Raw genomic sequence first — 18,028 nt, forward strand, 5'->3', positions numbered from 1 at the left:
CCAGAGCTGACCTGCGAGGAAGTGTCCGCCGACGGCACTAACCCGGCCGTCCCAGGGACGGGGATTTCCACCCCGTCGTTCTCAACACGCTGTGGAGTTCTCAAGGAACAAGCGCTGCCTTCGGATCACCCCCGCGGGCTTTCCTCCGGGCGAAGACGTGCAGATCGGGGCAGGCCCACCAACGTGGCTGGACACTGTCGCCATGAGGTACATGTAATACCTGTACCTCATCATGCAGAGGGCGGTTAGGGCCGTCAAGTCCTTCGGCTGTCCGGCTCTTTGGTCCCGCTCTCTCGATCTGCTTCTAGATTGGCCGCGGCGACGAAGACGATCGACCCCGCACCTGTACGACTCGGGGACGACTTCGCTACGGTGAAGTCGTCCCAAGTCGTCCCAGTCGGGGGAGCACGACATGGCCAATGAGCGACTGCGTGGCGCGATCGTTGAAAGTGGCATGACGCTGGATCAAGTCGGCGCGCGCCTAGGGGTGTCGGCCAAAACCGTTGAACGCTGGATCGGTGATCCCAAGCGCAAGCCGTACCGCCGCTTCCAGTACGCCGCTGCTTCGCTTCTGCAATGCGAAGTGTCCTACCTGTGGCCGGAAGAGCGAACGTCAGCCGAAGTGACCGAGGCTGGAAACGCTGAGCTGATCAAGCTCTACCCGCACCGCTCCGTCGTCCCGAACCGGCTGTGGCCACAGCTCTACGGCGCGGCGCGCGAGAGCTTCGACGTCCTGGTCTACTCCGGGTTCTGGCTCACGGAGGATGCGGCGTTCCACCAGGTCGTCAAGGAGAAGTCCGCGGACGGAGTCCGCATCCGCTTCATGCTCGGGGACCCGGAGTGCGACGCCGTGGCCGTGCGGGGTGCAGACGAGGGGATCGGCCCGGCCATGGCGAGCAAGATTCGGAACGCGCTGGTCAACTACGGCCCGTTCTTCCGGCTCCCCGGCGTTGAGTTCCGCCTGCACAGCACCACGCTCTACAACTCGCTCTACCGGGCAGACGACCAGATGCTGGCCAACGGTCATCTGTACGGCGTCGGGGCCTACATGGCGCCCGTGCTGCACATCCAGCGCGTCCCCGGGGGCGAGCTGTTCGATACCTACGCTGAGAGCATCGAACGGGTCTGGGATCACGCCCGGCCCATCTCGTCACCAACCGACTTGGGAGGGCCGCACGCATGAGCCGAATCGACTACTTCCGGGACCCCATGGCGCCGAAAGCGAACTCCGTCGTCCCCTCGGTGACGGCCGTCGTGCGCGACGGCGACGGCCGGCTACTCGTCATCCACAAGACCGACAACGACCTGTGGGCACTCCCCGGCGGCGGCCACGACATCGGCGAGAGCATCGCCGACACGGTCGTGCGCGAGGTGCTGGAAGAGACCGGCATCACCGTGCAGATCGACGGCGTGGTGGGGCTCTACACCAACCCGGAACACGTGCTCGCGTACGACGACGGCGAGGTGCGGCAACAGTTCTCCATCTGCTTCCGCGCGCACCCGACCGGCGGCACCCTGCGTACGAGCAGCGAATCCAAAGAGGTCCGCTGGGTTGACCCGGCGGACCTCTCTGAGCTGAACATCCACCCGTCGATGCGTCTCCGCATCGAGCACGGCTTGGACGACTCGCGGCGCGACCCCTACATCGGGTGACCGGCGCCGGTCGCCGCGGCGAGACGAGTTTCCACCCGGCCGGCCGCCGCGTGGATCTCCGGGGCAGCCCGCTGGATGAACCGGCCGACGATGGTGTCGGGACCGTACCGCTGCACGATCTCGTCAAGGCGTTCGGCCGGCGTGGTCGGAGTGCCGTCCGGCGTCGTGGTCATGTCACAGACCAGCAGCGCGTCAACCAGGTCGGGACGCTCCAGCTCGAACTCGCCCGCCAACTCGCTACGCAGTCCGCGCTCTTCGGCTTCCAAGAGGGCGCAACTGTGGTGGGCCACAAGACGCACCACGCGTTCGTCGGCGCCTTCCTGCTCCCGCAGGAACCGGGCGCCGTCAAGGGGGTGGAACCCGGTCACGGCCACCGCCGGCGAGTAACCGACGTCGTGCAGCACGGCCGCCGCTTCCAGTAGCTCAGCGTCATCCCCGACGATCGGCGCCAACGTGCGCGCCCGCTTCGCCACTCCGAGCGAATGCGCCCATCGGCGCGGTAGCGGCTTAGCCAGCAACGATTCCGACAGGGCGTATGCCCACTCAGTCAGTCCCATGGCGGCCAAGCCTACGACCGGCCCGACGACCCGGGGAGGGCGCGAATCGTGCGCCCCCTGCCGTGTGCGGTCTCCAACACGCCGGTCCCCTCCATCTGCGCCAGCACTCGCCGCACCGCGGTCCGAGAAACCCCGAAGCGGTCGCAGAGCTGTGACTCCGACGGGTACCGATCGCCAACCGACAGAGCGTCGTCGGCGATCACGCCGTTCATCCGCTCCGCCAGTGATCGACGGTCCTCGCCGCTCGCTACTCGCCAACCGACCCCGGCCGCGGACTCCAAGACCCCCTCGGTTTCAAGCACCTTTAGAGCGCGGCGGACCGTGTTCCGCGCGACCCCGTGCGACCGCATGAGGGCGGCTTCCGAGGGCAGGTTGCCGTCGATCTCACCTGCCGTGATCTGCTGTCTCAACGCCTCCGAGATGACCAGGTAGGTCCCTCGCGGACTCGCCTCAGGCACTGGTGCTCCTCTCGCGCCGTTCGACTTCGCTTCCAAGGGTCCCACGTAGGCACACGGCCAACCTGCGGCCAGCGCGGCGCCGACAACGATCACTGCGGCGCGTCCGTTCTGGTCGGTCACTTCCCATAGCGGTTACCGAAAACCGCTACGCCAGACCCATGTAGGCATGCGACAATAGGGCCGGTTGCTGAGTTGAACTCGACTCCCGAGCCGTTGTTGCTCATTGCGATGTGTTTGGTCCCTGCCGCTGCCATCTGTTCGTCGTCCGACATCTGGGAACGACTTAAGAGGGGCAAGGTGACCATCATGGACCGTTGGGCTAGGTGTAAGGGCCAGTTGGTGGCCGCCGTGTCGGAAGCGCTTCTCCCCTTGTGGAGTCTCGCATGCGCCACGGAGTCGGGTTGAGCTCAGCAGCCTTCACTGCCTGCGGCCCCCTAATCCGGTTAACACTCGGATTAGGGGGCCGCAGGCGTTCTCAACCGCATGCGTTGAGCACCGTTCGTGGACGTCGAAACGGCAGGCCGCGCTCGTAGGGCGAACAGCGGAACGGGCCAGAGCAGGGTTACCTGCACCTATTGCGCGCTTCCCGCCCTAGCCCAATCCTCCCGAAACTTACGCCATTTCGATGCCGCGCCTTGCCCTTACACGATCAATCGCAAGGCGAACGAATGAAATGAGCAACAACTTGAACCCGAAGGAAGGAACGAAAATGCCCAGGATGATCCAAAAGGTCCCCCACCACCCTTGATCACCATCGGAATCAATTACAGGCAGCCAGAAAAAGTTTCCGGCGATTATCCACAACCACTTTCCAGTCTCGACAGGAAAGCGGCCAACCCTGAATTCGAAGAACATGACCAGGGCCATAACGAGCATGAACAGGTAGAGGTTACAGATCCACAGCCATGGGGAGCCGCCCATTGACCCTTCGACGAAGCGAGAGAGGTACGGCGTACAGATCAGCATAAGAATAGTGATTATCATCAGCGGCAGGGCCGATAAAAGGTTCCGTCGGATGCTTTTGATGCGCTCCTCATACCGCAACGCCAGATCGGCGATTCCCTCAAACATGGGGTTAGGCGCATTCAAAGGATCCAGCCCCTGCCTAGCCCTTACCGCTTCACTGAGCGCTTCCTCTTCAGTCGCAGCTCGGATTCGCATTCTGGCGTCGCCGGCATAGCTCGCGACTTCCATGTAAAATTCTTCGATCGTTTCGACACTCAAAGGGCGCGAGTTGGAAACTTGGACCCACCCCGGGCTTTCCGTGACGGACCTCAATCGCTCCGTCAAGTTCACCCAGAATAGTTCGCGCTTCTTCAGGTCGTACACGACACCAAGGATAGGGATGCGACTTTGACGCCAATCGTCGAAATGATCGTCGACGGGGATCGCGTACCCCTTAACCCGCTTGTATTTCTTGCCGCTTTTTACCTGGATAGCGATCCAATACGGTGTTCGCTTGCCGTCGCGGGTGAAGTTAACGATCATGTCCTCTCCATGATCGTTGCCGCCGTCGATCTCCTGAACGATGTGCTCGTGCTCCTCAAGGAGCGCTCGAAGAGCGTTGACGCCCGCCCTCTCGATCTTGCGACTTGCGCGAACAGTTGACACTGCCCCTCCCCCTGACGTCAGCCACGCATAAGCGTAGACGCAGGCACTGACACTTCGGGCTGAGAGAAGTCGTAGACGGAATCTGACCTGGGCATTTCCACGACATACCGTTCTGATCTTCGCCCGGTGCGCCGACGGCCGGGCTATCTCACCCAACATGCACCAAGGTGCTCTGGCGGGGGCCAAACAGGGGGCCAACCGCGGCGATTCCTGACGCACCCTCTTGGACTCGTATGGACCGCGAACGCCGCCCTCACCAGCGCGCCCCACTGATGATGCAGCACCATGGCACCCCATGATCGCGTTCGGGACGAAGAGGTCGTGGGTTCAAATCCCGCCACCCCGACAGCCGTAACACCAGGTCAGGCCCGGCGCTGAGAGATCAGCGCCGGGCCTTTCCGCGTGGTTGGCGGGGGTACGATCGCGCGCCATGGGGTGGGTGGAGCGGGTCGCGGGGTTGAGGCAGTGGAGCAGGGGCGGGGTGCGGGCGCCGCACAAGCCGTTGCTGCTGCTGTACGCGTTGGGGCGGTTCCAGCGGGACGGCGAGGGGGAGCTGCGGTACGGCGCGGTGGAGGAGGACCTGGGGCTGCTGCTGAGCGAGTACGGGCCGCCGCACCGGACCTCGCCGGGCTACCCGTTCCACCACCTGGTCAGTGACGGGGTGTGGGAGGTGCGCACCGATCGCGGTCCGGGGAGCCCGGGCAGCGGGGTGGGGCGGCTGCGGGCGGACGGCGCGACGGGGCGGCTGGTCCCGGAACTGCGGTCGGCGCTCGGGCGGGAGCCGGAGCTGCTGGGGAGGATGGCGCGGGTCCTGCTCGACCTGCACTTCCCGCCGTCGCTGCACGAAGACCTCTGCGAAGCCGTCAGCCTGGAACTCGAACCGGCAGGCGTCGCCGCCGCGGGGCTGACGGCGCGACGCCGTCGCGATCCGCGCATGCGCGAGCGGGTGCTGACGGCCTACGAGTACCGGTGCGCGTTCTGCGGGTACGACGGCAGGATCGGTGCGGTACCGGTGGGCCTGGAGGCCGCCCATGTGCGGTGGTGGGCGTTCGACGGCCCCGACGAGGTCGAGAACGGGATCTGCCTCTGCGCGCTGCACCACAAGCTCTTCGACAAGGGCGTCCTCGGCATCGGGGAGGGACATCGCGTCCTCGTCTCGCAGCGCTTCGTCGGGCACAGCCCCGCCGCTCGCGCGCACGTCGTCGATCTGGCGGGGCGTCCGCTGCTCGGTCCGCAACCCGGAGCGCGGCCGGTCGGCGCGGCGTACCGCACTTGGCACACCGAGCAGGTGTTCCGCGGGAGTCCGCGGCCCACCGCCGTGGACTGACGTCCCGCCGGGTCAGGTGCGGCCTGTTTCGCGGGCCGAGCAGGTGGGGGTGCCGGAGGGGCACCATTGGGTGCGGCCGCCGATGAGGTGGAGTTCGAGGTCGGCGTCGGAGAGGCCGGCGGTGTCGAGGGCGGCGCGGAGCTCGGCGGGGGCGGGCTGGGGCGGGAGGCCGAGGACGTCGACGACGACGATGCCGTCGCGGGCCTCGACGGAGGCGATCTGCCAGCGGCCGCCGGCGGCCCAGCGTTCGGCCACGGGCCGGGCGTCGGCGGCGAGGACGCGGTCGCGGGCGACGGCGATGGTGCCGGTGGTGAGCGGGACGGCGATCAGGAGCACGACGGCGGCGACGGCGACCAGGGTGCGGCCGTGGAACGCCCCGACCCGCAGGCCGGCGGACCGGGCCGCGGCGCGGACGCCGTAGACCAGGAAGACGACGGTGCCGGTGGTCACGATCGCCGCCACGTTCGTCGCGAAGAGCAGGGCGGACTCGCCGGCGTCGTGGAAGCGGCCGACGGTCAGGAGCAGACCGGTCACGGCGAGCGGCGGTACGAGGCTGATGGCGATCGCCACGCCGGGCAGGGTGTCGGAGATGTCGGCGCGGACGAGCGCGAACGCGCCGACGGTGCCGGTGGCGAGGGCGGCGAGCAGGTCGATCAGGCGCGGGCTGATCCGGGAGGCGACCTGGCTGTTGGAGGCGAAGTCGTCGGGAGGCGCCGCGATCCAGCCGAGCAGCATGCCGATGGCGACGACGGCGAGCGCCCCGCCGGCGACCAGGAGCGCGCACCGCACGACCTGGGAGCGGTCGGCGAGGACCAGCGCGAGCGCGCTGCCGAGGATGGGGGTCATCAGCGGGGCGACGATCATCGCGCCGATGACCGTCGCCGTGGAGTCGCCGACGACGCCCGCGGACGCGATGACGGCGGCGAGGACGAGGAGCGCCCAGAAGCGGGTGGAGCTCGGCGTGCGGGGGCCCTGGATGAACAGGGCGTCGGTCATGCGGTGGGCCGTGGCGGTGTCCAGGGGTCTCATGCGGTGCGCTCCCGTACGGCGGCCGGCGTCGTGCGGACGGGTGCGCTCCCGTACGGCGCCGGCCGCGGTCTCGTTACGGCGTGACGATGGCGAAGTCCGGGTCGGGGGCGTCCAGGTGGCCGAGGAGCTCGGTCAGCTTCGCGAGGTCGCCGGTGACGCCGACGCCGTGGGCGGCGAGGTCGATGGGCGGGAGGGTGCCCAGGAGGACCGCGCGGAGGGTGGCCTCGTCGAGGGTGATCTCGACGTCCGGGGCGAGGGTGGCGGGACCGTCGCCGGCGACGTGGGTGAGGACGCCGTTGCGCAGCCACATGGTGACGACGGGGCCGGCGGTGAGGTGCCAGCGGACGGTGACGCGGGCGTCCCAGGCGGCGGGGCCGTTGACGCGGACGGCGAGGGAGTCGAGGAGCTGCTCGAGGGTGAGCGCGCCGAGGATGTCGGGCGAGTTGGTGGCCGTGGGGGTGCCGACGGAGCCTTGGCGCAGTTCGAACGCGCCGGTCAGGTAGAAGTTGCGCCACGTGCCGTTCTCGGAGCCGTAGCCGAGCTGTTCGAGGGCGTCGGCCTGGAGGGCGCGGGCCTCGACGTGGTCGGGGTGGGCGAAGACGACGTGGTTGACGACCTGGGCGACCCACCGGAAGTCGCCTTCGTCGAACGACTCGCGGGCGCGGCGCACGACCTCGTCGGGACCGCCCATGAAGCGCACGTAGCGCCGGGACGCCTGGACGGGCGGGTGCTCCCACAGGTGCGCGGGATTGCCGTCGAACCAGCCGAGATAGCGCTGGTAGACCGCCTTGGTGTTGTGGCTGACGGAACCGTAGTAGCCGTGCGTGTGCCAGGCGCGCTCCAGGGCGGGCGGTACTTCGAGGAGTTCGGCGATCTCCAAGGGGGTGTGTCCGAGGTTGAGCAGCCGCAGCGTCTGGTCGTGCAGGTAGGCGTACAGGTCGCTCTGCTCGCCGAGGAACGCGGCGACGCGCTCGCGGCCCCAGACGGGCCAGTGGTGGGAGGCGAAGGCGACGTCGCTGTGGTCGCCGTAGAGGGTGATCGCCTCGGTGAGGTACCTGGACCAGTCGTGCGGGTTGCGGACCTCGGCGCCGCGCAGCGTCAGCAGGTTGTGCAGGTTGTGGGTGGCGTTCTCGGCCATGCACAGGGCGCGGTGGTCGGGGAAGTGGATGTTGAGCTCGGCGGGGGCCTCGGTGCCGGGGGTGAGCTGGAAGACCATGCGGACGCCGTCGACGGTCGCGGTCTGCCCGGTGCGGGTGATGTCGACGGTGGGCGCGATCAGGCTGACGGCGCCGTTGGACGTCGTCTGGCCGAGGCCGGTGCCGATCTGGCCGCGCTCGCCCTTGGGGAGCGCGGCGCCGTACATGTACGCGGCCCGTCGGCTCATCGCGGTACCGGCCATCACGTTCTCGCTGACAGCGTGCTCCATGAAGCCGTGCGGCGCGTACACCGGGAGGCCAGCGTCGACCTGCTCCTGCGTCACCATGCCCTTGACGCCGCCGAAGTGGTCGACATGGGAGTGCGTGTAGAGCACGCCGGTGACGGGGCGTTCGCCGCGGTGCGCGCGGTAGAGGGCGAGCGCGGCGGCGGCGGTGTCGACGCCGAGCAGCGGGTCGATGACGAAGACGCCGGTGTCGCCCTCGACGAACGTCACGTTCGACAGGTCGTAGCCGCGGACCTGGTAGATGCCCTCGGTGACCTCGAAGAGGCCGTGCTCGGCGCAGAGCCGGCTCTGCCGCCACAGGCTGGGGTTGGCGGTCTCCGGGCAGCCCTGGTCCAGGAACGCGTACGCGCCGAGGTCCCATACGGCGGTGCCGGCGTCGTCGCGGACGACCGGGTCGGACCCGGTGGCGACGAAGCCGCGCCGCGCGTCGTCGAGGTCCTGGGTGTCGTCGAAGGGGAAGTGCCGCAGGACGGCCTCGTTGGCCGCGACGATGCTGCTGCTGGCCGGCTTGGACTGGTGCTCGTCGGACATCGCGGCCCCTTGCCTGTGGACGTAAGCGGACGACCCGGCTCCTTCAGGACACCCTGTCCACAGCCTCGTGGGGATCCCAGGGGGCCGCCATCAGGGCCGGTCCATTAGGAGTTCGCCCTCCCTGGGAGGGCTGGGCGGATCCGGTGGTCCCTTGTCCGGTGGTCCGGTCCGGTCCACACTGGGCCGCTGGGGAGCGGGGGGACACGATGGCGGAGCGTACGGCGCCGGTCGGGGAGTTGCTGCGGTCGTTCCGGGGGCGGTCCGGACTCAGCCAGGAGGCGGCCGCCGCGCGGGGCGGGCTCAGCACCCGGGCATTGCGGGACATCGAACGCGGCCGGGTCGCGCGGCCGCGGGAACGCTCGCTGCGGCGGTTGGCGTCGGCGCTCGGGCTGGCCGAGGGCGAGCAGGACGCGCTCCTGCGGGCGGGCCGCTCCGGGCCCGTACCCGCGCCCCCGGGACCGCGTCTGCTGGTCCTCGGACCGGCGGCCGTGCGGCGCGGGCGGGACACCGTCGCCGTGAGCGGCCCCATGGTGCGGCGGCTGCTCGGCCTGCTCGCGCTCCGGTACCCGGGCGAGGCCACCGACCGGGAGATCACCGACACGCTGTGGCCGTCGGGCCCGCCGTCCTCGCACCGGAGCCTGACGCACACCTACGTCAGCCAGGTGCGGCGGCTGCTCGCCGACGACGGCCCGCGCTCCGGGCCGGCCCCGGGCGTCGTCCGCACGCCCGCCGGCTACCGGATCGACGTGGCCGCGCGCCAAATCGACCTCGGTCTCTTCGACGAGCTGCTGGCCCGTGCGGAGCGGTCGCGGCACACACCGGACGAAGGGCCGGAGACGGCGTACGAGACGCTGACGCGGGCCCTCGGCCTGTGGCGCGGGCCCGTCCTCGCGGACGCCGACCCCGTGCTGCGCGGACACCCTGCCGCCGTCGCCGCGGACGAGCGGCGGATCCGGGCGGCGCTGCTGCACGCGGATCTCGCCCTGCGGCTCGGGCGCGCGGCGGAGGCCCTCCCGGGGCTGTGGGCCCTGGCCGGCGCCGAGCCCCTCCACGAGCCGCTCCACGCCCGACTCGTCCTCGCCCTCGCCGCCGGCGGTGGGCAGGCAGCCGCCCTCGACGTGTTCGCGCGGCTGCGGACGCGCCTGGACGAGGAACTGGGCATCGCCCCGGGCGCGGAGCTGCGGGAGGCGCAGCTGCGGGTGCTGCGGCAGCAACTGCCGCCGGCTGCGGGGGCTTCGGCCGGGGGTACGGAAAAGGGGTCATCACGGGAGAGGGCCGTTCCCGTGCGCGGAACCGGTCGCCTTAGGGGGCGCGTTCCCGCGCAGCTGCCCGCACGGACGGGCGCACACGTCGGCCGAGAACCGGAGAAGGCGGTTCTCGACGAACTCGTCGCGTCGGACCTTTCGGTGCGGCGGCACGTGGTCGCGGTGGTCGGCGGGGCCGGGGTCGGGAAGACCGCGCTGGCGACCCACTGGGCGCACATCCGCCGGGAGGAGTTCCCCGACGGCCAGCTGTACGTCGACCTGCGCGGGTGGTCGCCGCAACCGGCCCGGCGGCTCGGGGACGTGCTGGGGCAGTTCCTGCGGGCGCTCGGCGTCGCGGACGGGGACCTGCCCGCGGACGACGACGAGGCCGCCGCGCTCTACCGGACGCTGCTCGCCGACCGGCGGATGCTGGTGGTCCTGGACAACGCGCGGGACGCCGAGCAGGTCAGGCCCCTCGTGCCGGGGGCGCAGGGTTGCGCGGTGGTGGTCACGAGCCGCGACCAGCTCGCCGGTCTGGTGGCGAACGACGGGGCCCGCCGGGTCGCGCTCGACGTCCTGGGACGGGGCGACGCCCGCGACCTCCTCGGGGGCGTCGTGGGAGCCTGCCGGGTCGTGGCCGAGGCGGACGACGCCGACCGTCTCGTACGGGCCTGCGGCGGGCTGCCGCTGGCCGTGCGGATCGCGGGGGCGAACATCGTGGCCCGCGGCACCGGGATCGGCGACCACGCCGACGTGCTTGCGGGCAGCGACGTCCTGGACCACCTGTACGTCGCCGGCGACCGGCGCTCGGCGGTGCGCACCGCCTTCGACCTCTCCTACCGTGCGCTGCCCGAGCCGGCCCGGCGGATGCTCCGGCTACTCGCCCAGGTGCGCGAGCCCGGCCCGACCGCGGCCGAGGCCGCCCGGCTCGCGGGCGTCACGCCGGAGGCGGCCGCCGGGCTCCTGGGCGCGCTGACGGACGAGCACCTCGCACGGGAGGACGCGGACGGCAGGTTCGCCCTGCACGTGCTCGTCCGCGCGTACGCCCGCGAGCGGGCCGCCGAGGAGGGGACGCCGTCGGAGCGGTCCGCGGGACGGATCCGTCGGCCCGCGGACGCGATCGCGCCGGACCGGACGCGCTGCGCGTCACGGGTCGCCCAGGTCGTCGCCGGCGGGGCGGCAGGGGGCCGCTGAGCGCACCGTACGGACGCGGCAGTCCCACCGGTTCTGCCGGTTGTCATGATCTGACCCGGACCGGCGGGGCGAAGGTGCAGTTCAGCGGCTTGCAGGCCTGCCGATCGATGTCCGCGCGGAGGCCGTCCGGCCTCTGGTGCGACGACAGGATCCCGCGCGGGGCCGCTCCGTACGGTCGGGACACCGCATGCGCGGCACCGCACCGCCACCCGATCCGTACCGGAGGACCGACCCGCCATGGGCGACCCGCTGACCGACACCGCGACGACACCACCGGCGACACCGACGACCGCGGAGACGCCTTCGCCAGGCCCCCCGGCGTCGAGCGCCGCATTGGCGACCGCCGGGGAGCCGGCCATCTGGTCCCGCAACTTCCGCTTCTACTTCACCGCCCGCAGCGCGGGCCTGCTGAGCTGGGCCATGCTGCCCGTCGCCGTCGCGGCCGGCCTCCTGAGCGGCGGCCACGGGCTCGGCGCGGCCGGGTACGCGATGGCCTTCCTGGTGGGGCCGTTCGCGGGCCTCGTCCTGTTCGGCGGAGTGCTCGCCGACCGCTTCACCGCACGGCGGATGATGATCGCCGCCGACCTGGCCAACCTCGCCGCGCACATGCTGCTCGCCTGGCTGTTCCTGGACGGCATCGACCACCTCTGGCAGCTCTACGCGCTGCTCGTGGTCGCCGGGACGGCCAACGCGATGTTCCAGCCGGGCGCCGCCTCCACCGTCCCGCTGGTGGCCAGGGACGTGCAGGGCGCGAACGGTGTGCTGCGCACGTCGGAGGCGCTCACCGGGCTCGGCGGTCCCGCGCTCGCCGGGGTCCTGGTGGGGCTCGGCGGCACCGGCTGGATCATGGTGATCTCGGCCGTCGCCTACGGGCTCAGCGCGGTGTGCCTGGTCGCGCTGCGACTCGGGGCGGTGCCCGCGCCCCCGGCGGGGACGGGGCTCTGGCAGAGTCTGGCGGTCGGCTGGCGGGAGTTCCGGGCCCGGACCTGGCTCTGGGGCGTGATCGTGATCTGGATGGTGTTCGCCGTGCTGTCCTGGGGGCCGCAGCTGGCCGTGGCCGCTAGCGTCGTCGTGCCCGCCCACGGGGCGACCGCGTTCGGGCTGCTCAACGCCGCACTGGGCGCCGGGACCGTGCTCGGCGGGCTGCTCGCGATCCGGTACCGGCCGGCGCGGCCGCTCGCCGCCGGGGCTGTCGCGATCCTCGCCTACCCCCTCTACCCGCTCGGCCTCGTCCTCGGCTGGCCGGTCTGGCTGCTCGCGACGGCCCAGGTCCTCGTCGGCGCCGGGATCGGGGTGTGGGGCGTGATGTGGGCGACGAGCGTGCAGACGCAGGTGCCGGGCGAGGTGCTCAACCGCGTCCACGCCTACGAGGTGGCCGGCTCCGTCGGCATGTACCCGATCGGCAGCGCGCTCGCCGGCCCGGCCGTCGGGGCGTTCGGGACCGACACGGTGCTGGTCGTCGGCGCGCTCGTCGCGTTCCTCACCGCGCTCGCCCTGCTCGCCGTCCGGCCGATCCGGACGCTCGGGCGGGCCGCCTCACTCGCCTGAGTGGTGGAAATCCGGGCCGGCGCGGAGTTCTCCACAGGTTGAGGACCGTCGCAGCGGGATGTCGGCGCGATCCGCTTTCATGGACCCATGACTGCAGACGCACCCGCCACTTCCGACGCCGACCGCCGCGACCCCTCCGCGCTCCCCGACTGGGAGAAGCGGTTCCGGGCGCCGCGGGTCTCGCTGCCCGACTGGGCCGAGGACGCCCCGCAGCGCGCGCTCTTCGTCTCCAACGCCACCGGCACCTTCGAGCTGTACGCCTGGGACCGGGAGACGGGCGAGCAGCGGCAGGCGACCGACCGCCCGAACGGCACCACGGACGGCACCCTCGCCCCCGACGGCGAGTGGATCTGGTGGTTCGACGACACCGACGGGGACGAGTTCGGCACCTGGAAGCGCCAGCCCTTCCACGGCGGCCCCGACGAGGACGCCGCCCCGGGCCTCGCGCCCTCCTACGGCGGCGGCCTCGCCATCGGCCGGGACGGCACGGTGGTCGTCGGCCGGTCGACGGACGAGGACGGGTCGACGATCCACGTGCTGCGCCCCGGGCGGGAGCCTGCGGAGATCTACCGGCACCGGGAGTCGGCGGGCGTCGGCGACCTCAGCCACGACAGCTCGCTGCTCGCGATCGAGCACACCGAGCACGGCGACGCGATGCACTCCGCGATCCGGATCGTCACCCCGGACGGCACGCTGGTGTCGGAGCTGGACGACACCGAGGGCGGGCAGAAGGAGCTGGGGCTCTCCGTGCTCGGCTTCGCGCCCGTGGCCGGCGACACCCGGCTGCTCGTCGGACACCAGCGGAGCGGGCGCTGGGAGCCGATGGTCTGGGACGTGGTCTCCGGCGAGGAGTACGAGCTCGGCATCTCCCTGCCGGGCGACGTGAGCGCGGAGTGGGTGCCGGGCGGCTCCGCGCTGCTCGTGGTCCACGAGTACGAGGCCCGCAGCGAGATCCACCGCTTCGACCTCGCCACCGGGGAGCTGACCCGGGTGGAGACGCCGGCGGGCACGATCTCGGGCGCGACCGCGCGCCCGGACGGGACGGTGGAGTACCTGTGGTCCTCCGCGGCGAAGCCGCCGGTCGTGCGGTCGACCGGGGGCGGGGTCGTCCTCGACCCGCCCGGGATCCGGGCCCCGGAGTCGGTGCCGGTGGAGGACGTGTGGGTCGACGGTCCCGGCGGGCGCGTCCACGCGCTGGTGCAGCGGCCGGCCGGGACCTCCGGTCCGCTGCCGACGGTCTTCGAGATCCACGGCGGGCCGACCTGGCACGACAGCGACGCGTTCGCCGGCGGCCCGGCGGCCTGGGTCGACCACGGGTATGCGGTCGTGCGCGTGAACTACCGGGGGTCGACCGGGTACGGACGCGAGTGGACCGACGCGCTGAAGCACCGCGTGGGGCTCATCGAGCTGGAGGACATCGCGGCGGTCCGCGAGTGGGCGGTGGACTCCGGGCTGGCGGATCCCGAGCGGCTGGTGCTGGCCGGCGGCTCGTGGGGCGGCTACCTCACCCTCCTCGGGCTCGGCACGCAGCCGGACGCCTGGGCGCTGGGCCTGGCGGCCGTCCCCGTGGCGGACTACGTCACGGCGTACCACGACGAGATGGAGGCGCTGAAGGCGATGGACCGGACCCTGCTCGGCGGTTCACCGGAGGAGGTGCCCGAGCGGTTCGCGGCCTCGTCACCGCTGACGTACGTCGACGAGGTGCGGGTGCCGGTCTACATCTCCGCGGGGGTCAACGACCCGCGGTGCCCGATCCGGCAGGTGGACAACTACGTCGAGCGGCTGGCGAGGAGGGGGGCGGTGCACGAGGTGTACCGGTACGACGCGGGGCACGGCTCGCTCGTGGTCGACGAGCGGATCAAGCAGGTCCGCCTGGAGCTCGACTTCGCGAGGAGGCACCTGGGCTGAGAGAGCGGGAGGGCTACGGGGACGAGCGGGCTGAGGCGGGGCCGGGCTGACGCGGAGGCCGGGCTGACGCAGGGGCCGGGCTGAGGGATCGGACGAGCTGAGGCGGAGGCCGGGCTGACGCGGAGGCCGGGCTGAGGCGGAGGCCGGGCTGAGGCGGAGGCCGGGCTGAGGCGGAGGCCGGGCTGACGCGGGGGCCGGGCTGAGGGATCGGACGGGCTGACGCGGGGGCCGGGCTGAGGGATCGGACGGGCTGAGGCGGGGGCCGGGCTGAGGGGCCGGGTGGGCTGAGGGGTGGTGGCCGGGGGCGGGGCCCGGCGTCCTCGGTCCCGCCTCCGCCCCGTACCGTGAACCCTGTGTACCGGTTCCTCCTGACCCCCCGCTGGTGGGGCATCAACCTGTTCGTCGTGCTGGCGATCCCCTTCTGCCTGTTCATGGGCTCCTGGCAGCTGGGCCGGTTCGAGGACCGGGTGGAGGGCCACCGGGCGGCGGACGAGCGGCCGGCGGTGAACGAGGCGAAGCCGGCCGTGCCGCTGGCGGAGCTGCTGCCGGTGGACCAGGAGACCTCGGGGCGGCAGGCGACGGCGCGCGGCAGGTACGACGCTGACGCGCAGTTCACGGTGCCGGACCGGCGGGTCGGGGACCGGCAGGGGTACTACGTGCTGAACCTGCTGCGGACCGACGGCGGCAAGGCGCTGCCGGTGGTGCGGGGCTGGCTGCCGGGGAAGCCGGACGCCGGGGGCCGGGGGGTGCCGGCCGTGCCGGGCGGCGAGGTCACCGTGACGGGCGCGCTCCAGGCGTCGGAGAACTCCGGGACCGACGGGGTGCACGCCGGGGGCGGGCTGCCGGTCGGGCAGCTGGGGATGATCAGCGCGGCCTCGCTGGTGAACGAGGTGCCCTACGGCGTGTACGACGGGTGGATCACCCTCGGCACCGACCAGGTCGGCGGGGGCATGACCGCGGTTCCCCCCACCGCGCCCGAGGGCTCCGGCCTCGACCTCAAGGCGTTCCAGAACCTCGGGTACACCGGTGAGTGGTTCGTCTTCGCCGGCTTCGTGCTCTTCATGTGGGTGCGGCTGGTCCGGCGCGAGGCCGAGGCGGCGCGGGACGCGGCGCTGGGCCTCGTCCCGGAGCAGACCGACCCGTCGGACCGCCCGGAGCGGGCGACGACGTAGGCGCGCCCGCGGGACGCGCCCGACCCGCGGGACACACCCGCGCGGGAACTCCCGCGGCGGAGGCCGCCGGAGCCGCGAGCTCCGCGGCCCCGCCACGCCCGGTCACGGCGCACCCGTCAGGGCCTCGCCCGCACCGTCACCACGCCCCCGGTCAGGGCGTCGCCGGAAGGACCCCCGTGCGGTAGACCGTCCCACCGCAGACGTCCGGGATGGTCGTGGTCGTGCTCGGCGCGCCCAGCTCCGGGGTGTGGGAGATCGAGACGCCGGTCCGGGCCCCCTCGGGCTCCGCGAGGAAGGTCGCGGGGACCGCGAGGACGGGGCCCTGGGTCAACGCGATCGGCCGGGCGCCCAGCTGGGTGCTCAGGCCGTCGCCGGCTCCGCCGTCCGGCCCGCCGCTGATCCGGTCGGCCGGGACGACCGGCCCCTCGCCCGGACTCGGCAGGACGACCTGGTCGGTGGACTGGTCGCTCGGCTCCGGCGGGTCGGGCGTGGGCGGGTCGACGGGCGTCGGGTCGGGCGACGGGGTGACCGAGGGGTCGGGGCTCGAGGTGGGCGAGGGCTCGCCGGAGGGCTCGCCCGTGCCGCCGTTCCCGCCGCCGTCGCCGCCGGGCGGCGGGCAGCTCGGCGCCGGCACCCAGGCGAATCTGACCTCGTACGCGGTGCCCGGCCGGAGCACCATCGTCTCCAGGGCCACGGCCGCGGGCGGCAGGCCGGACGCCGCGTCGCCCGCGGCGTGCTCCACCACGGGGACGCTCTGCCGCTGCACCCCGCCCTCGACCGCGGCGAGGACCTGGCCGCTGCCGTTCACCGCGCACTCGGCTCCGGAGACGTTGGCGACGCGGAAGGTGCCGTAGACGGTGCCGTCGGGCTGCGGGGCGTTCGTCGTCGCGGTGGCGTCGCCGAGCTGGGAGGCCTCGCAGGGCGGCGCGTCCGCCGAGACGGGGCCGGGGCGGGTCGCACCCGCGCCCGCGTGGTCCTCGTCCGCGGCGGCGCCCTCGCCCTCGTCGGCCGCGCTCCCCGAGGGGGCCGGGCGGACGGCGCCGGGGGCGAGCACACCGTCGCCGGAGCCGTCGGCGCCCCCGCCGGCGTCGGACGGGCCGGTGCCGGGGTGCGTCGCGGCGGAGCTGGAGCTGCTGGTGTCGGCGCTGATGTGGACGGCCGCGGGGACGCCGGTGCCGGCCAGGACGATGGCCGCGGCCACCCCGACCAGGGCCTGGCGCTTGCGGGCGCGGCGGGCGGGGATCGCCCGGCGCAGGTCGTCCAGGGCCCGCTCGGAGGGTTCGAGCTCTCCGACGGCGCTCTGCATCAGGCGGCGCAGGGCGGACTCGTCCAGCGGGAAGGGGAGGGGCGCGTCGCCGTCGTCGGACGGGTCGTGCGCGCGGGGGGCACCGGGGTCGGCGGCGTCGTGGGCGGGACGTCGGCCGGTGAAAGCGCTTGCGCCGGGAGGGTTTCCGGCGGGAGACTCGGCGGGGGTCCCCTGAGTCGCGGAGCCGCCCGCAGGTGCGCCGTCGGCCCCTGCCCGCTTCGCCGCGGGCCCTTCCGCCTGCGCGCCGTCCGCCTGCCCGTCGCCCCCGGAGGGGCCGAGCGCTCGGAGAAGTCTGTCGCGGGCGGCGTCGTCGCCGCCGCTGTGGTTCGCGCTCACTGTGCCGTTCCCGTACCGATCGTCACTGTCGTCCCCGCCGTCGGCGCGCTCCGCGCCGTACCGCCGCCGGCCGGGTTCACTGCCGCCGCCGTCGCGGCGCTGCTTCCCGTTCACGCCCGGATCAGTCACGACGGTTCCTCCATGGCCACCCGCAGCGCCGCGATGCCGCGCGAACCGTAGGCCTTCACCGAGCCGAGGGATATCCCGAGCGTCTCGGCGACCTGCGCCTCGGTCATGTCGGCGAAGTAGCGCAGCACGAGCACCTCGCGCTGCCGCCGCTGGAGCCCGCGCATCGCCTTCTTCAGCGCGTCGCGCTCCAGGAGGTCGTACGCGCCCTCCTCCGCGCTCGCCATGTCCGGCATCGGCTTGGAGAGCAGCTTCAGACCGAGGATGCGGCGGCGCAGCGCGGACCGCGAGAGGTTGACGACGGTCTGCCGCAGGTACGCCAGGGTCTTCTCGGGGTCGCGGACGCGCTTGCGCGCGGAGTGCACGCGGATGAACGCCTCCTGGACGACGTCCTCGCAGGAGGCCGTGTCGTCGAGGAGGAGCGCGGCGAGGCCGAGGAGGGAGCGGTAGTGCGCCCGGTAGGTCTCGGTCAGATGGTCGACTGTGGTGCCCGTCGCCATCGTCTCGTCAGCGCTCCGCCGGGGCGTCGGCAGCGCGACGGCGGCCGCGACCGGCCGGGGCGCGGTGGGGGCGGTCGGCGCGGTGGC

14 protein-coding genes are annotated in these 18,028 nt (G+C 72.4%); 7 read left to right on the plus strand and 7 right to left on the minus strand.

Annotated elements, in window-relative coordinates; translation table 11 throughout:
* Positions 1–412: 412 nt before the first annotated feature.
* Together ACFWEG_RS01525 and ACFWEG_RS01530 are read left to right on the plus strand one after the other, a co-directional pair.
* The gene (locus tag ACFWEG_RS01525) at positions 413–1,183 is read left to right on the plus strand and encodes an XRE family transcriptional regulator (RefSeq protein ID WP_387207924.1); all 771 of its coding nucleotides are present in this window, start codon (positions 413–415) and stop codon (positions 1,181–1,183) included.
* Positions 1,180–1,653, plus strand: a complete 474-nt coding sequence (locus tag ACFWEG_RS01530; protein WP_387207926.1) for an NUDIX hydrolase — start codon at positions 1,180–1,182, stop codon at positions 1,651–1,653. Before ACFWEG_RS01525 ends, ACFWEG_RS01530 begins: the two co-directional genes overlap by 4 nt.
* On the opposite strand, the gene ACFWEG_RS01535 is transcribed toward ACFWEG_RS01530, so the two are convergent.
* The 3 genes from ACFWEG_RS01535 to ACFWEG_RS01545 all read right to left on the minus strand — a co-directional run bounded on the left by ACFWEG_RS01535 (position 1,641) and on the right by ACFWEG_RS01545 (position 4,279).
* Complete coding sequence (locus ACFWEG_RS01535; RefSeq protein ID WP_387207928.1) at positions 1,641–2,210, minus strand: HD domain-containing protein; 570 nt, start codon at positions 2,208–2,210, stop codon at positions 1,641–1,643. The two genes, ACFWEG_RS01530 and ACFWEG_RS01535, sit on opposite strands and share 13 nt — an antisense overlap.
* 11 nt (positions 2,211–2,221) lie before the next feature.
* Positions 2,222–2,668 carry a GntR family transcriptional regulator gene (locus tag ACFWEG_RS01540; RefSeq protein ID WP_387207930.1) on the minus strand — a complete coding sequence of 149 codons (447 nt, stop codon included), beginning with the start codon at positions 2,666–2,668 and terminating at the stop codon, positions 2,222–2,224.
* 612 nt (positions 2,669–3,280) lie between these two features.
* Positions 3,281–4,279 carry a DUF4365 domain-containing protein gene (locus tag ACFWEG_RS01545; RefSeq protein ID WP_387207932.1) on the minus strand — a complete coding sequence of 333 codons (999 nt, stop codon included), beginning with the start codon at positions 4,277–4,279 and terminating at the stop codon, positions 3,281–3,283.
* 430 nt (positions 4,280–4,709) lie between these two features.
* Here ACFWEG_RS01545 and ACFWEG_RS01550 point away from each other — a divergent pair, with 430 nt between their 5' ends.
* Positions 4,710–5,606 carry a phosphorothioated DNA-binding restriction endonuclease gene (locus tag ACFWEG_RS01550; RefSeq protein ID WP_387207934.1) on the plus strand — a complete coding sequence of 299 codons (897 nt, stop codon included), beginning with the start codon at positions 4,710–4,712 and terminating at the stop codon, positions 5,604–5,606.
* Between the two features lie 12 nt (positions 5,607–5,618).
* On the opposite strand, the gene ACFWEG_RS01555 is transcribed toward ACFWEG_RS01550, so the two are convergent.
* Positions 5,619–6,635: a DUF389 domain-containing protein gene (locus tag ACFWEG_RS01555; RefSeq protein WP_387207936.1), complete on the minus strand. Its 1,017-nt coding sequence runs from the start codon at positions 6,633–6,635 to the stop codon at positions 5,619–5,621.
* Positions 6,636–6,708: 73 nt separating this feature from the next.
* The gene (locus ACFWEG_RS01560; RefSeq protein ID WP_387207938.1) at positions 6,709–8,607 is read right to left on the minus strand and encodes an alkyl/aryl-sulfatase; all 1,899 of its coding nucleotides are present in this window, start codon (positions 8,605–8,607) and stop codon (positions 6,709–6,711) included.
* A 206-nt stretch (positions 8,608–8,813) separates the two neighbouring features.
* On the opposite strand from ACFWEG_RS01560, the gene ACFWEG_RS01565 reads away from it, so the two are divergent.
* From ACFWEG_RS01565 to ACFWEG_RS01580, 4 genes are all read left to right on the plus strand, one after another.
* Positions 8,814–11,045, plus strand: a complete 2,232-nt coding sequence (locus ACFWEG_RS01565) for a BTAD domain-containing putative transcriptional regulator (protein ID WP_387207940.1) — start codon at positions 8,814–8,816, stop codon at positions 11,043–11,045.
* Positions 11,046–11,282: 237 nt separating this feature from the next.
* On the plus strand, positions 11,283–12,593 hold the full coding sequence (locus ACFWEG_RS01570) for an MFS transporter (protein WP_387207942.1): 1,311 nt from the start codon (positions 11,283–11,285) through the stop codon (positions 12,591–12,593).
* A gap of 87 nt (positions 12,594–12,680) precedes the next feature.
* Entirely contained in the window at positions 12,681–14,501 is a 1,821-nt protein-coding gene (locus ACFWEG_RS01575) for a S9 family peptidase (RefSeq protein ID WP_387207944.1), read from the plus strand.
* Between the two features lie 353 nt (positions 14,502–14,854).
* A complete protein-coding gene (locus tag ACFWEG_RS01580) occupies positions 14,855–15,673 on the plus strand; it encodes an SURF1 family protein (RefSeq protein WP_387207946.1) in 819 nt (272 codons plus the stop codon).
* 151 nt (positions 15,674–15,824) lie between these two features.
* Here ACFWEG_RS01580 and ACFWEG_RS01585 read toward each other — a convergent pair whose 3' ends face one another.
* Both ACFWEG_RS01585 and ACFWEG_RS01590 read right to left on the minus strand, forming a co-directional pair.
* Positions 15,825–17,444 carry a hypothetical protein gene (locus ACFWEG_RS01585; protein ID WP_387207948.1) on the minus strand — a complete coding sequence of 540 codons (1,620 nt, stop codon included), beginning with the start codon at positions 17,442–17,444 and terminating at the stop codon, positions 15,825–15,827.
* The gene (locus ACFWEG_RS01590) at positions 17,441–17,974 is read right to left on the minus strand and encodes a SigE family RNA polymerase sigma factor (RefSeq protein ID WP_387208033.1); all 534 of its coding nucleotides are present in this window, start codon (positions 17,972–17,974) and stop codon (positions 17,441–17,443) included. The genes ACFWEG_RS01585 and ACFWEG_RS01590 overlap by 4 nt, the downstream gene beginning before the upstream one ends.
* Positions 17,975–18,028: the final 54 nt, after the last annotated feature.

The sequence above is a fragment of the Streptomyces sp. NPDC060194 genome (assembly GCF_042728285.1).
In the GTDB taxonomy this organism is placed as follows: Bacteria; Actinomycetota; Actinomycetes; order Streptomycetales; family Streptomycetaceae; genus Streptomyces.

Excerpts from the sequence above, each read along its gene's own strand:
- ACFWEG_RS01525 (WP_387207924.1), top strand. The coding sequence starts at position 413 with ATGGCCAATGAGCGACTGCGTGGCGCGATCGTTGAAAGTGGCATGACG.
- ACFWEG_RS01530 (WP_387207926.1), top strand. The coding sequence starts at position 1,180 with ATGAGCCGAATCGACTACTTCCGGGACCCCATGGCGCCGAAAGCGAAC.
- ACFWEG_RS01535 (WP_387207928.1), bottom strand. The coding sequence starts at position 2,210 with ATGGGACTGACTGAGTGGGCATACGCCCTGTCGGAATCGTTGCTGGCT.
- ACFWEG_RS01550 (WP_387207934.1), top strand. The coding sequence starts at position 4,710 with ATGGGGTGGGTGGAGCGGGTCGCGGGGTTGAGGCAGTGGAGCAGGGGC.
- ACFWEG_RS01555 (WP_387207936.1), bottom strand. The coding sequence starts at position 6,635 with ATGAGACCCCTGGACACCGCCACGGCCCACCGCATGACCGACGCCCTG.
- ACFWEG_RS01560 (WP_387207938.1), bottom strand. The coding sequence starts at position 8,607 with ATGTCCGACGAGCACCAGTCCAAGCCGGCCAGCAGCAGCATCGTCGCG.
- ACFWEG_RS01565 (WP_387207940.1), top strand. The coding sequence starts at position 8,814 with ATGGCGGAGCGTACGGCGCCGGTCGGGGAGTTGCTGCGGTCGTTCCGG.
- ACFWEG_RS01570 (WP_387207942.1), top strand. The coding sequence starts at position 11,283 with ATGGGCGACCCGCTGACCGACACCGCGACGACACCACCGGCGACACCG.
- ACFWEG_RS01575 (WP_387207944.1), top strand. The coding sequence starts at position 12,681 with ATGACTGCAGACGCACCCGCCACTTCCGACGCCGACCGCCGCGACCCC.